This window comes from Aureibacter tunicatorum (assembly GCF_036492635.1).
In the GTDB taxonomy this organism is placed as follows: Bacteria; Bacteroidota; Bacteroidia; order Cytophagales; family Cyclobacteriaceae; genus Aureibacter; species Aureibacter tunicatorum.
This window is the reverse complement of sequence record NZ_AP025307.1, coordinates 86,797-101,164: the sequence shown is the minus strand read 5'-3', so window position 1 is coordinate 101,164 and position 14,368 is coordinate 86,797. Positions and strand designations below refer to the sequence as shown.

Genomic DNA, 14,368 nt, shown 5'->3' with positions numbered 1-14,368 from the left:
ATAGTGATACTTATGATATATTTGTTTCATTTCAATATGATACAATGATATAAATGTTGCTTATTTATGATATGAATGTTTTCTGGCATGATATTAGTGTTGCGAAACATGATATTGATGTTTCACTTTATGATATATATGTTTCTATTTTACAGTGTAAAGTACTGAAAATCAAATCATTAAAAAGGTTAAAACATTAAAACATATAAAATAAAAAAACAACCAAAACAAAGCTCATAAATATCAAGCATGTTTGGTTGTTCTTTTTATGTATTGAAAAATATTTACAAATGGCTTTCTATTTCAGCTATTAAGCTCAAATACACTTGTTTTATTTTCTTCAAACTTTCTTTTGATTCATGCTCTATGAATTGATTAACACGCTTTTGCTCAGAATTCATAAAACTTGATAATTTTACAGGCTTATACTTTGACTGATTTATAGTTGTTTGCTTTATTGACTGCAACCATACATCATCTCCATCAATTTTATTTTCTTCATCTAAGGAAACAAAATGACCTAAAAATTTATCAACTTGTTCTTTATCTAAATCTTCTTTTGAATTTATTTTTCCTAATTGTTCTATCGATTGTTTAGGTATTTTAATTCTACGTTCTTTAAATCGATTAGCATAATCTTCGGGCAAAGCTTCAACGCCTAGATAAAAATTATAATCGCGATTTAGAGTTGCTCTGCCTATGCCAAATTCCGAAGCATATTGATCTAATAAGTCGATTCCTGTATTTGAAGAAACAAGTTCATTTGAGATATTACCGTCTTTTTTTCGACCAGCTCCTTCCCTCTCCCCTCCTGCAGTATTTTTCATTCGAGCATACTTCATTCCTCTGAAATAGCTTACTTGCCATTTGATAAGGTTTCGTTTACCCATTTGAAGGTCTAGCATATAGTTTTTGACATCGTCTATGCTATCAAACTCTAAAGTTTTTATTGGGAAATCCAGATTGTGTTCGGAGGCTATTGAGAACCTGTTATGTCCGTCAAGCAGCACTGGAGACTCATCTTTTCTTTGCCAAATAACCAAAGGATCGATTATTCCTTGTTTTAATAGGTTTTGCTCGAGCTTCTTCTTTTCAGATACGGTTAATCTAGGCAATAGATCTTGCAGTTCGGGCAAAATGACAAAGTTGATGGTTTTCGAATTAAATCGTCTGCCATCAGATATTCCAACAGCATTTGCAAAATTGCCTGTTTGGGTTGCTTTAGCCTTATTTTTATTGAATTTCAAAGCCATTAATTCATTTGATTTAAAATTTCATCAGCTAACTCTATGTAAGCTTTCACCGCTTGGTTTTTGGAATCGAATTCGAAGATACTCACATTCATTGCCACAGCTTGTTGCACAACAGTAAGCAAAGGAATATTAGCTTTGAATAAAAGATCTTCGTATTTTTCTTCCAATATCTCATGATACATTTTTTGGACACTGGTATTTTGATATTGAGAAACAAGAATACCGGATATTTTTGGTTTTCTTTCGAATTTTTCCCCAATGTTTTCCACCAGCCTAAAAACCTTGTTAAGTCCTTCTACGGAATTCCTTTGCGCTTGAGTTGGTATGATAATTTCATCCGAAGCGATTACAGCGTTTCCAGTAAATAAACCAAGACTAGGAGCCGTATCGATAATTATAAAGTCATATACTTCCTTATATGGTCTTAAAATGCTTCTTACTCTGGTCCATTGATCATATTCTCCCGCTAATTCTTCTTGCAATTCGTCTAATTCCATATTGCAAGGTATCAAGTCAAGGTTTTCTTTGATATTCAAAGGTTTAACCCCTGGAGAAAGAATATGAAATGAAGAGTCTTCGATTCCGCAGTTGGCAGTTAGGTTTGATTGATTATCCAAATCTACAATCAATACTTTAAATCCAAGCTCGGCAAGCCTTACGCCAAGCGCATGAACAGTTGTAGTTTTGCTCACGCCTCCTTTGTTATTCACCACAGCCAGCGTTCTGCAAAGATACGCTTCTTTGTCAAAGCCAATTTGCTTGATGACAGGAAGCACTTTCCGTATATGCTCTTTATTAAGTTTACGATTGCCTTTGATGGCTTTGGAGAGTGTTGAATGAGGCAAGTCCGCTTTTTTTTCAATGACTGAAATGGATATCGCGTCATTCTCATTAAAAAAATTTACAATGTCTTCGTTAGTTATCATGGCTTAGAATATATTGATGTCTTAAAATTAATACATATTGTAATCATAACAAACGATTTTAAATCATTTATGAGAATATTTTGTATATGAATTTATACAAATATTGTGAAAATGATCTTCAAAAACCTCTCCAATTATTTGTTGAAATTGTTTTTCATTTTCAGTTCAGCTAAATTTGAGCTTTATTATTTTAAAATATGTTTGGAGTATCATGAGTAAGGTATTAAAGGGATATTTGATGGCTATCGGAGCCTTTATTATATGGGGAGTATTGCCTCTCTATTGGAAAGCAGTGAACAGCTCTGATTCTTTTGAAGTGTTATCGCATAGAATTGTTTGGTCTTGCGTATTATTATGGGCTGTTTCATTATTGCTAAACCGAAAAAGCCTTTTTGAAGCGTTCAAAAAAAGATCCACTTTGATTACTTTGATTGTTTCCTCGTTGTTGATATCATTGAATTGGGTGGTTTATATTTTTGCTGTAAACGCAGGTTTCACTGTCCAATGCAGTTTGGGGTATTATATTAATCCTTTATTGAATGTCGTATTGGGAATAATTTTCTTTAATGAGAAACTGGATTTGTCTGGAAAAATAGCTGTTGGCTTGGCTTGCATTGGAGTTTTATATCTTACAGTTGGCTATGGAAGTTTTCCGTATATTTCTTTTGTTTTGGCAGGGACATTCGGATTTTATGGCATGCTGAAAAAAAGGTTGGCGATGGATTCGCTCAACTCTTTGTTTGTTGAGACTTTATTGGTAGGGCCTTTGGCTTTAGGATATTTGCTGTTTTTAGAAATGAATGGCAATGCTTACTTTTTGCATGATACAGGGTTGAATGATTTTCTTTTCTTATTTGCTGGAGTTGTGACAACTGTGCCATTGTTTTTGTATAATGAAGGAGCTAAGCATATCCCCTATTCTACTATGGGCTTTTTGCAATATATCGGTCCATCGTTGATGCTTTTGATAGGAGTTTTCTTTTTTGGTGAAGATTTTACTTCATCGCATGCTATCAGCTTTGGCTTTATTTGGTCCGCTCTTGCAATTTATTCCGGTGGAAAAATAATCGCAGCTAGAAAAATCAAAAAAGCTTCATTGGAAGAAGTTGTTTGATATATCCGAAATGAATCAAAGTATCATTTTGATATTTTGATTCATTTCAATTTCAATGTATCAAAATGATACTTTGAAATTTGATCGTTCATTAACGAAATTTATTCAAAAAAATGCTTGTCAAAAATTTCTGATAAGTTAACATGCGATAATCAAAATGAATTTTTCAAACTCGCTCTATTTTTTTTAGCTCGTCGTATTTTCATTTTATTTTTTATTATTTTTAAAGGCTTGCATACGAATTATTAATACTTAATCGTTTGTTGCTGGCTTGGATTCGGCTCTAATCCAAAAATAATTATCAGACAATAACTTTTATAGAATGAATAATAACAGGTTTGATAAAATCAAGCATATTGCTTATAAAAACCTAGTGTATAGGTCGTTTAAATCCCTATGGAACTACAATAAGCTTGTTATCGACAGAATCGTCAATCTGGCTGAAGATACTGATGTAAATGGCACAATTACCAATATTCAAGGTGGGATTGTTTTAAAAGGCTCTAATTTATGGATGCTGATATGCTCTACGATGATAGCTTGCATAGGCCTTGACGTGAATTCACCCGCAGTGATTATTGGAGCCATGCTAGTATCGCCATTGATGGGCCCAATACTTGGTTTAGGACTTTCTGTGGGTATAAATGACAAGGAGTCCATGTTTTTGTCATTGAGAAATTTGGGAGTAGCAACAGGTTTAAGTTTGATGGCAAGTTTTGTGTATTTCAAGATTTCACCATATGGGTATTTGACCGATGAAATGACAAGCCGAACCTCTCCAACTATTCTAGATGCTTTTGTCGCTTTGTTTGGAGGCTTGGCTGGAATTATTGCAGGCTCAAGAAGCAACAATGCTACTGCCGTTCCAGGCGTTGCGATTGCCACTGCTTTGATGCCTCCATTATGCACTGCCGGTTATGGCCTTGCTACGGGAGATACTCAAATTTTCGGAGGGGCTTTTTATTTGTTTTTCATCAACACTGTATTGATAAGCATTTCAACATATTTTATTGTAAGAGTGTTGAAATTTCCGCTTATGAAGTCGATTGATGAGCAAAAAGCAAAGCTGGCCAAAAGAGCTGTTTACGCTTTCTTGTTCATATTGCTTGTGCCAAGTATTTACTTTTTATACACTTCATTAAGAAGCCTATCTCAAGATAAAATCATTGAGAAATTTATTTCGAATAATATACACGAAGATTTGGAGAATGGCGTAAGGTGGTCAATCAGAGAAAAATCCGATAGCACTCAATCATTGCAAGTATATTATTTTGGTGATTATATCGAGGAAGATAGAACACGAAAGCTGGAAGCATCATTGAATGACATATTTAGCGGGTCTTTGATATTTAATTATTTCCCTAATAAGAGAATAGCTTTGGACTTGACCCCTACAGCAGCTCCTCCTGACAAGCAAAAAGCTCAAATGGCAGAGGATATAGAGCGATTGAGCGGTAATTTGCGATCGATGGAAATGAAGCTTCGCAATGAGATCAGCGATAGTTTGTCTAGTCGAATTGAAAACTTGAATGTAAGAACTGAAAAAACGGAAATCATAGACGTGATGAATGAGTATAAAGTATTGTTTCCTGAGATTTCTAAAATCTCGTACGGACATATGACAACGGATGGACAGGATACTCTGGGAGAAAACCTTACTTACATTGTCAAATGGAAATTTTTGAACAAGGCTAGAATCTCAAGACATAAAACAAAGGAGAAGTTGGAGAGTTACCTTAATGTCAAGCACGGTGCTGCTGTTGATGTTATTCACTTATAAGAATTAAATGGCTGTTGCGGCGGCCACTTTCTTTTTTGTTTTGTGTCGCGCGGCTTCTTTATGTCTCTCTACGGTGATTTTGAATGGAATACCACTTTCAAGACAATGGAGTTCGTATCCTTTTAAGCATGCAGCGTGAGCGATAAGTTGTATTCCTTGCTCAGATATGTATTCTTCTTTTTCTTCTTGCCTAATATACTCTCTTACCATTGATAAAACTTCAGAGACTACTTCGTCATAGCTTTTGCTTTCTTTGAATTTGGCATTGGCTTCTATGGAATAGTTCATAACTCCGATCGTGTAAGTAGGTATTATCTCTCCCTTCCTAAGCAACCTGCCGGCATCGCTAACTATTTGATCATATACTTCTGATTTTTTGTCATGCGGATTGACAAAAGGTCCATATTGTTGCTGATATCTTGCTGAATGTGGGTCAAATGTTGCAGTGGTAGCGCGAGCTAAGTGTGGACTTGTGTGACTTACAACCGATGCTCCTTGACTTGAAATAACATTTGAAGCACCTGTTAAGTGAGGCAGATCTTCTTGACTGCTTCTTTTCATGGCGTTGAACTCCTCCAGACGTTTCTTTTGAGCTTCTATATCATGTTCCTCGCCGATGTCACTCATGTATCTGAGGTTTTGCCTTGATGCCATGGTAGCTTCTTCTAAATCGGTTTGGTCTACTGATTCTGTTCTTTGTCCTAGCCTTTTGACTCTTTCTTCTTCCATTTTTCTATGATCCTCAAGCAATGCTTCCATGTCAAAGGACTGTTCAAGCTGTTCAGTTGGTGGGCGAGAGGTCAATTTGGATCTTGGCTCTTCATCATCCAATACACTAGGACGGTTGTATTCAAAGTTGTTTCTTTCACTCGTATTCAACGCAGCTCCGGGAGTGGATAAGTCCAGATTATTGGGATGGCTTTCAAGCAATGGGTAGATCCCAGCTGGGTTCGTTCTTACAGGACTTGAGCTTAAAGGCGTGCCCAAAGGAGATGCTGGCTCAAGTAAAGGCATATTCATACCGTATGTTGTCCGTTTATTTTCTTTGGCGGATATTTTAAGAGCATCTTCTAGCTCTTTTTCATTTCTTCGTATTTCTTCAGCGGAAGGCATAGGATGATGCCCCATATTTTCAAATGCTTCAGTTTCCGTTCTTTTTAAGAATTCCTCGTATTCTCCGGATGTCATATTCACAGAACTGATTCTATTTCTTGCAGGAGATGTCACTGGAGAAATTCTTGGAGACGTTCTTTCAGGATGATATTCTCTATCTTGTTCTAAAATCATTCCTAACTGTGTACTTTGAGTAAGTGCTGCTACCTGATCACGAAGTTCCGCATCTTCTTTAGATCGTTCTTCCGCTTCTCTCGTATCCCTAGCTTCTTTTTCTCTAGCCTCAAGACTGGCTGTTGAATCTACAGCTCGAGGTTGTTGCAAGGGAATATGTGCGAATGTAGGATTGATAGCAGGAGGGACATCACCTATCCATCCTTCAGTTGCTAAAGGTTGGTTCGGACTCGGCAACTGTACTCCGTATTCTTGACTTCTAGGAGGCACAAAGGTCGCAGGTTCTAGCAGTGGAGCCGGAGCCGTAGGTTCTAAATAATTCAAATCATTTCTAGCTCCCATCATAGGTGGTTCATAGGTTTGCTGATGAGGATTGTATGGTTCTGGCATTACTGGAAGTTGCGCAGGCATTGGGGGAGGTGCGACTGGATACGCTCTTTTGATTCCCGGCATATATACGTCTAAAAGGTTGACTTCTTCAACGTCTTCTCTGGCTTCCAGATATGCGGCATAGCACATCAAATGATTATATTCTTCATTTTGATAATCTTCACCGAACTTATCCAATGCATTTCCAATGGTTTCTCTATTTTGATCGAAGATGGTTTGATAGCTAATATCTTCTCTACTCATGTCGGAAACCAGTGTTTTTCTAAAATCTTCGCTGATTTTTTCTCTATAATGAGATTCATAAAGGGGAGACGACATCAAGAATTGCAAGTAGCCTTGATATTTAGGGTTTGAAGGGTGCATTTCCCCTTGTCCCCAAGGCAAGTGGCTGTAAGTCAAATCTGGGCCTAATTCTGTTAATCGATCTTCAACTTCCATTTGAGCTGCATACAGAATTATATGAGCCAAGTCTTCGTTGGCTGTTATATTGTGCATGTCTACGGAAGGAGTTTGCTTGATTTCGGAATATACGCTTTGAAACACGCTTTCGTACTCTCCTTTGGCTCTAAGTTTTTGTACGGCGCTGCTTCTTAGTTTGACCACATCTGGCTCTATAAGTCTTGGCCTTAAACTAGAGTTCAGGACACTGCAAACAAAACCGAAATATTTTTCATTGCCAAGTTCCAATGGCCCGGTTTTCCAAGGGCACCAACCTCTTTCGCTATGATTTCTTTGAGCGCGGGTAAGAGGTCGTTGTTTTGGTTTCATTGGTTCAGAAGCGACTGGAGTTGGTTTTGATTTTACTTGAACTCCTGAGGGGCTTTCAAATGTATCAAGTTTTGGAGTGCTTGTGGATGTGATAATGGAAGTTGGTCCTAATCCGACTTCAGTAGTTGCTGGTTGGTTTGGTTCAATGAAATGCTCATGAATAATTCTATGATGCCTCAAGTTGGCAGGTACAGATTGAGAAATATCCAGTCTTTCATCAGTTTCAGTTAATGCAGGCATTCCCAAAGATTGAGTCTCTCTACGGTCATATGGCATAGAGACATTGACAAAACCTAAAGCACTATCACCCGGAGACTTTACGGTTTGTCCAAAAGTAGAGTCGCCTCCATAAGTCTCTTGATTGTCTTCTGCAACTTGTCTTCTATACTCTTCTGACGCATAATATCGTCTCCATTCTCTTTCTGCTTCTTTATTCTTTTTTCTACGCTCTAGCCAACCAAACATTGCTTGGACCGGCGGTTTTGCAGATGCAGAATTTTGACCTGAGAATCCTGCGTGTTGCGATCTGCCCTTCTTGTCTTTCTCCCTCGTTAACTTCATCTCTTCGACTTCTCTGCTGAGTAGTGAACAGGTTTGATGAGATAAGGTTGGCTTTGCGAGGTTGGCGGACTTTAGAAATGATACGTTTTTCTAATGATAGGTAAAAGTATTTGTCATTGGATAGGAGGGTTTTATTGACAGGATTATGAAATGCTTTTTAATGATAGCATTTTTTTTATTTTTTTACCAAAATCGTTCTTTCATTCCATTGTAAACCATCAGGACTCTTTTTTCATTGTTTTTGGCTTTGCTTAATTTGTATAGCGTCGTTCCTGTCGCGCGAACATAGGCTTCAATCACATCGGCTCTTAATTCTGATTTTCCATCAAATGATCCTATCATGCGGCCAACCTCCTTGATGACATCCAAACGATGCAAATGTATCGCTCGTGTGGTCATATCTTGATTTCCCCAACCAGCATCTCTGAATTTTTGAACGCCGAATCTGACAAGATACATTCCACCTTCCACTGCTGAAGCTCCTATTTGCAATCCGATTCCAACGGGAGCGGATACTCCAGCCAAAGTAGTAATATTGGCAGCGACTCTCACCACATTTGTTGCTATGAATATGCATTCCTTTATTATTCGTTCTCTATTGATGGCTTCAAGTTCTTCGCAAACGTCGAGTTCTCCTGCTTCATCCAAAGTTCGTTTGATAGACGATGCTCGACGATTGATTTTCATTGAATCGAAAAACTCATCGAAGTTTTCTTGAACTCTAAGGCTTCTTAGCAATTGCTCGTCGACTTCATTGTCCGCATTCAGCAATTTGGAGATAATGAGATCGTCTTTCATCTTTTCGAAAAGCTTATGATGCTGACGATACATCAGCACATAATTCCGGATGGATTGAGCAAGAGTGAAGCCTCTACGCGCTATTTCAATGATACTGATGACAATGCCTAAGGCAGGTATGGCTGTTGCCAATCCTGTGCTTGCTATGCCAAATATTTTAAGAACTTCATTAGTTGCTGAAAGTATTGACTTGACCGTTTCAACAAGTTGTTTTACACGATCAAATACTTTTTCAATGATATCTTCTGCTGATAAGGAGTCCCATTCGGTGATAATTTCAGCAATATCGCTAACAACATCCTTGATAAAAACAAAGCTGTCTTTAACTGCATCTATTACATTGGTGACAATACTGAGAATTTCGGTAATTTCAGTAGGCAAGATGAGGTCTTTGGCTTCATCTCCAATTGAGGACGCGGAATCTTTTACTTTGCTTTTATCATCTTTTTCTTTGCTCTTAGCGTCCTCTTTTTTACCGGAGTTGAATAAGCTTGCTCCAAGTTTGTCAACTAACTCTTCGCTATCATCTTTGAGGAATTCTTTTAGCTTGTTGATCAGAACAACATTGCTTGGCAATGCTTCATCTTCTCCACCTACAATGATCGCTGTTGGACTTTCAAGCTCTAAGTCGAGGTCATGTTCATCTTTTAATGAAGCTACCATGCTTTCTTCCCAATACTTGCTCAATACATGTCTCTTGTTTTTGAGAAGAAATTCTTTGAGTTTTATGTCGTCAGTCCAGTCAGGCTTTGGTTTGGAAGCTTCTGGCACATAACTAAAGCTAAGTTCCTCAGGGACGGACTCTCCGCTTCTCAGAATGGCATGAATGACGACTTGATATAGAGAGTTGAAATCTGATATTTCTTCAGGACGCGAGACTTTCATTCCCATTTGTTCTTGGAAATGGGGCAGATGTATTTTTCTTCTTAGTCTGTTCCAGTAGTAGTGTTTAAGAGGGGGGAGGCCATTTTTTACATAATCAGGATTTGGCTCTCCTGCCCATATTGGAATGCCCTTTCTCTTGGGCAGACTGTACTCTCCTCTCAGAGTGTTCTCAAAATCAAGCATTCTGACATGTCTTGCAGGTACCGGTACTTGAGGGTTTTCTGCATAATCATTTATAGCGAATAATGAATTGGCTAAATGCAAGAATGGAGGATATAAAGCAAATTGAGGATCTTCGTCTTCTGTAGCTTTAAAACCCCAAAGTTTTGAATAATCCATTTCTGGCATGTAGAGATGGACGGTTTCAGTAGGAGGTTTGAAATTCCATTGAAAATGAGGGGCAAGTTGAGGTTTTACTTTGATTTGCCTCATGGAATGGACTTGTTCTGCTACATGCACATTTCCCGCAAAGGTTTGACCTTTGAATGACAAATCTTCAGGTCTGGGCCATACAGGAAGGTATAATGACGCTAAATTGAGCACTCCGCATGCAAGTCCTCTTTCATCATATTCTGATGGCGAGTAACCTAGGCTTTTTTCTCCATGGGCCAAACGACCAGTGGACAAAAGTAGTTTTCTGCCCAAGGGTTTTTCTGCGATTTGAGCGATCTGGGACAGTAATGATTTACGGTGTTGCTCAGGCAAAGCTGAAAAGTCAATCGCATCATCTACTCCCATCCAGATAGCCTCCAACTCTTCGTGCAAGGCAGTGGGGTGAATACCCTTGGCTTCAGCCCATATTGGCAATGAATATTCTCTTAGTTTTTCAATTAAACTTTCATGTTCTGTATCTATGTCATTGAGCAAAGCTTGAATTCCGCATCGAACAGGACTTTGTCCTACACCCATGGAATTGCTTTTGTTCCATTCAAATAGTTGTTTCCTGATTTTCGCAAGAATAGATAATCGCAAATGTATCGGGTTGGTGAAGTCGATTCTAACTTGGTAGAATTGTTCCAGATTCGATTTGGACTGTTCTATAACATGAAGAATGTGTTGCTGGCCTTTGTAGACTTCTTGGCTTAGTAAAGTATACCCTAGACGAAATGCATCCACATATGGCTCCGCTTCCGGTGCCATCACACTGCCTAAAAATGTGAAATTTCCGTCTGGAGAGGTGTCATGTTTTTTAAACTCTTCTTCCAATTCCTCTATGCTTGGCGTGAGGCTATGGTAGATATCCAGTTGTTTTTCGACTTCGAAAATTTCTTCAGAGTTAGCGTACAAAGCCGAGCGATCACCATCTACAATTGTTAGCTCTCTGAACCTTCCCGATGTCATCATCGCTTGAACAACATTTATTCCGGGAGGCCATTTTGCAATGCCACTTTTTCCGCCAGTATTGCTTCTAGTTTTATGTTCTTGTAGCCTACTTTTGTATAATGGCATTATGCGACTGTAAATGATTCAATAAAAAAATAACTAATCAATGATAAGCTTGTTGCTTTATTATGTTAAAATTGATCTTTTCTTTTATATTGAGACGAGTGTGTCGGCTTGTTGAGAAATGATGAAAGAGTAGGGGAGTCATTCACTATAATTAGAATAGCGAATGACAAGGTAAATTGATTAATGATGAAAGGAGCCTCCTTTTAATGTCGGCTTCATAGATTTTTTACTTTCAAAATGCTTGACTGCTCTTTTAATATCTTCTAGAAGCAAGTTAGCAGTATCTTTGCTGAAACCTTCCTTTACGACGATTCTGGCGATGACTAAGTCTTCGATATTTTCAGGCATGGAATAAGCAGGAATCAGCCACCCTCTTTCTCTGAGTTTTGCTGTAAAATCAAATAGAGAATAGTTTTCAATCTTTTTGAGGGCAAATGTGAAAACAGGAATATCGCTTCCATCGCTTATCAGCTGGAAAGGACCCAAATCGGCGATTTTTTTGGCAAGGTACTGAGCTATATCGCTGCTGTTTTGCTGTATGCTTCGATAGCCTTCATGCCCAAGCCTAATGAAATTATAGTATTGTGCGATGATTTGGCTTCCCGGTCTGGAAAAGTTGATAGCGAAAGTAGGCATTTGTCCTCCTAAATAATTAACATTGAAAACCAAGTCATCAGGAAGCTCATTGCTGTCTCTCCATATGATCCAACCTACACCAGGGTAAACCAATCCATATTTATGACCGGACGTATTGATGGATTTTACCCATTTGAGTCTAAAGTCCCATTCGATTTCGGGTTGAATGAAAGGAGCAATGAATGCTCCAGAAGCGCCATCCACATGAATAGGGATATCCCATCCTGTTTTCGTATTGAGATCTTCGAGAGCGTCGTTGATTTCTTTAACATTCTCATATTCACCTGTAAATGTAGTGCCCATGATGGCTACTACTCCAATAGTATTTTCATCGACATATTTCAATACTTCCTCTGCGGTAATCTTGTAGCTATCTTTTTCCATGGGGATGAGACGAGCCTCAACATCCCAATACCTTGCAAATTTCTCCCAGCAAATCTGCACATTAACACCCATTACTATATTGGGTTTGTCAGTGGCTTTGCCTTTGGCAGCCATTCTTTCTCTCCACTTCCATTTCATGGCCATTCCTCCCAGCATGCATGCTTCACTAGAGCCTATTGTTGAACAGCCTGTGGCTTCTTCGTGAGCAGGAGAGTTCCAAAGTCTAGCAAGTATATTGACGCACCTTTTCTCCAGTTCGGCTGTTTGAGGATATTCATCTTTGTCGATCATGTTTTTGTCGAATGTTTCCGACATTAGCTGCACTGCTTCCGGCTCCATCCAAGTAGATACAAATGTCGCCAAATTCATCCTCGAATTGCCATCCAACATTAATTCATCTTTGATCAGGTCATAAGCAGTTCTTGGAGGCAGGCTTTGGGCAGGCAACTCGTATTTTGGAATATCTGAATCCATCGCTCTTTGGCCATAAGCAGGAGTAATGAATTGCTCATCATAATCTAAGTTGGTTAGAGAAACTTTTTTGTGAGTCATATTAATAAATTTCGAATAGTTTAGTAAATAAGTGTATGCAATAGGCTAGAAGTTGAATTGTATCATCGTTTGCACTCGATTGGCATGATTGGAAGCTTGGTCTTGATCAGTTCTTTTGCCATAAACATATTCTAATGCGACTTGGACGGTTGGACGTATATTCATAAATATATTGGCTACGAAATATTGACCGTATCCATATTGTAAATCATCGGAATAGCCTTTGGGAAGAAAAACCCTTGCATGGCTGTAAGTGCATGAAGTAAATAATTTTGACGTTATGTGATATTCTATTCCGGCATATCCTGCCCATGTTTTTACCGTTTCCAATTTGCCAGGATCGTTTCCGTTCGGAACATAGTCAATTCCTAATTCATACAGATCTTGAATGTATGTTGAGATGCCTTCTCCTCTAACCAGCTGATAATAGAGTGTTAATTTGTCTTTGGTTAAATTTGCTTTGCCGCTAGCCTTAATTCCCCACCCGATCTTGTGTCGTTCAGTCTCTTCAACTAGGTCACGATATCCGATAGCTTTAAATAATCCCGTGATTCTTATCCAAGAATGTTTATTGTCCCAAGAGTATTGGACGTAGCCAGGCACTTCGGGTACGTTTTGATAAGAGCTTTTAGTATGTTCGGAATAGGTTGCGCTGGAAAATGGAGCTTCTAGTGATATTCCCATTGCCCATTTGCTATTGAATGATTTGGCATAAGAGAGGGTTGTGTTTCTGATGAAAGTGAATCCATTAGGACCTTCAAAATCTACTGTTGGCACGGAAGCTCCAACATCGGAAAACAGTGTCGCATTGAATCCAATAGACCAATTATTGAATGTTACATAAGCGTATTGGATTTGAAATGAATTATTTGGGCCAGTGAAATTTCCGTTGAGATAAGCGCTGTATTTGTGCTTGCCGTGATATCGAACAAAATTCAAGAAGAAGTTGCTGGTAATGGCAGATAGTTGGAGTATTTGTTTTTGGCCACTGATTTCCGGCACTGTGATATCGCTGACTATAAAGTCAACAGGGTTGTTTATTGCTCCGTCAAAGTCGTAAGCCAGGCTGGCTTTGACATATCCACCCAAGCCTAGATAGTATTTCCCTTCTTTTCCAATAATTGTGAAACGAGGTATGCCCGGCGCGTTAAATACTTTCGGGATGTCTTTTTTGAACACGTCTTTGACTAATGTTGTGTCGATTTTTTGGCTCCCCTCTGTATGGATGACTAAGTCTTTTACTCCGCTGCGTTGTTTTTTCGTTTGGTGCAAAGGCACATGTTCCTGCGCTGATGCGTAATGGCAGAAGCAAAATAGCAATGCTACAAAAAGAAAATTTTTGAATATGGAATTCATGGCAGACTCATTATTAATCATAAGATGAACAAGAGAAGCCACTTAAAGTTTGTGATAATTGATTTGATTATTCTAAGTTTTAAAAAAACGATTTCGAACTTATATATCAGCTGATGAACTTAATAGATATGATAAAATAAATCGCTTAAAATAAAATATATCTGATTAATGTCATTTTATTTTAATTTTTTTAACAAAAATCAGTAATTTATATTAGCATGTTGTATTG

General features: G+C 38.2%; 8 protein-coding genes. 2 read left to right on the top strand and 6 right to left on the bottom strand.

Going from position 1 to position 14,368, the window contains the following annotated elements; translation table 11 throughout:
- Positions 1 to 284 precede the first annotated feature (284 nt).
- Together AABK36_RS23010 and AABK36_RS23005 are read right to left on the bottom strand one after the other, a co-directional pair.
- Positions 285 to 1,253, bottom strand: coding sequence for a ParB N-terminal domain-containing protein (locus AABK36_RS23010; RefSeq protein ID WP_309942998.1), 969 nt, complete (start codon positions 1,251 to 1,253; stop codon positions 285 to 287).
- The gene (locus tag AABK36_RS23005) at positions 1,253 to 2,179 is read right to left on the bottom strand and encodes a ParA family protein (protein WP_309942996.1); all 927 of its coding nucleotides are present in this window, start codon (positions 2,177 to 2,179) and stop codon (positions 1,253 to 1,255) included. Before AABK36_RS23005 ends, AABK36_RS23010 begins: the two co-directional genes overlap by 1 nt.
- A 211-nt stretch (positions 2,180 to 2,390) precedes the next feature.
- Between AABK36_RS23005 and rarD the strand changes: the two genes are divergently transcribed.
- Together rarD and AABK36_RS22995 are read left to right on the top strand one after the other, a co-directional pair.
- Positions 2,391 to 3,293: an EamA family transporter RarD gene (rarD, locus tag AABK36_RS23000; RefSeq protein WP_309942993.1), complete on the top strand. Its 903-nt coding sequence runs from the start codon at positions 2,391 to 2,393 to the stop codon at positions 3,291 to 3,293.
- Positions 3,294 to 3,615: 322 nt separating this feature from the next.
- Positions 3,616 to 5,073, top strand: coding sequence for a DUF389 domain-containing protein (locus tag AABK36_RS22995; RefSeq protein WP_309942992.1), 1,458 nt, complete (start codon positions 3,616 to 3,618; stop codon positions 5,071 to 5,073).
- 3 nt (positions 5,074 to 5,076) lie between these two features.
- Here the strand turns inward: AABK36_RS22995 and AABK36_RS22990 are convergent, their stop codons facing one another.
- The 4 genes from AABK36_RS22990 to AABK36_RS22975 form a co-directional block, all read right to left on the bottom strand.
- On the bottom strand, positions 5,077 to 8,079 hold the full coding sequence (locus AABK36_RS22990; protein WP_309942990.1) for a hypothetical protein: 3,003 nt from the start codon (positions 8,077 to 8,079) through the stop codon (positions 5,077 to 5,079).
- Between the two features lie 183 nt (positions 8,080 to 8,262).
- Entirely contained in the window at positions 8,263 to 11,211 is a 2,949-nt protein-coding gene (locus AABK36_RS22985; RefSeq protein ID WP_309942989.1) for a hypothetical protein, read from the bottom strand.
- A gap of 180 nt (positions 11,212 to 11,391) precedes the next feature.
- Entirely contained in the window at positions 11,392 to 12,783 is a 1,392-nt protein-coding gene (gad, locus tag AABK36_RS22980) for a glutamate decarboxylase (protein WP_309942988.1), read from the bottom strand.
- A 45-nt stretch (positions 12,784 to 12,828) separates the two neighbouring features.
- Positions 12,829 to 14,139 (bottom strand): DcaP family trimeric outer membrane transporter, encoded by a 1,311-nt coding sequence (locus AABK36_RS22975; RefSeq protein ID WP_309942987.1) that lies wholly within the window; start codon positions 14,137 to 14,139, stop codon positions 12,829 to 12,831.
- Positions 14,140 to 14,368: the final 229 nt, after the last annotated feature.

Excerpts from the sequence above, each read along its gene's own strand:
- gad (WP_309942988.1), bottom strand. The coding sequence starts at position 12,783 with ATGACTCACAAAAAAGTTTCTCTAACCAACTTAGATTATGATGAGCAA.
- AABK36_RS22985 (WP_309942989.1), bottom strand. The coding sequence starts at position 11,211 with ATGCCATTATACAAAAGTAGGCTACAAGAACATAAAACTAGAAGCAAT.
- AABK36_RS22995 (WP_309942992.1), top strand. The coding sequence starts at position 3,616 with ATGAATAATAACAGGTTTGATAAAATCAAGCATATTGCTTATAAAAAC.
- AABK36_RS23010 (WP_309942998.1), bottom strand. The coding sequence starts at position 1,253 with ATGGCTTTGAAATTCAATAAAAATAAGGCTAAAGCAACCCAAACAGGC.
- AABK36_RS22975 (WP_309942987.1), bottom strand. The coding sequence starts at position 14,139 with ATGAATTCCATATTCAAAAATTTTCTTTTTGTAGCATTGCTATTTTGC.
- rarD (WP_309942993.1), top strand. The coding sequence starts at position 2,391 with ATGAGTAAGGTATTAAAGGGATATTTGATGGCTATCGGAGCCTTTATT.
- AABK36_RS22990 (WP_309942990.1), bottom strand. The coding sequence starts at position 8,079 with ATGAAGTTAACGAGGGAGAAAGACAAGAAGGGCAGATCGCAACACGCA.
- AABK36_RS23005 (WP_309942996.1), bottom strand. The coding sequence starts at position 2,179 with ATGATAACTAACGAAGACATTGTAAATTTTTTTAATGAGAATGACGCG.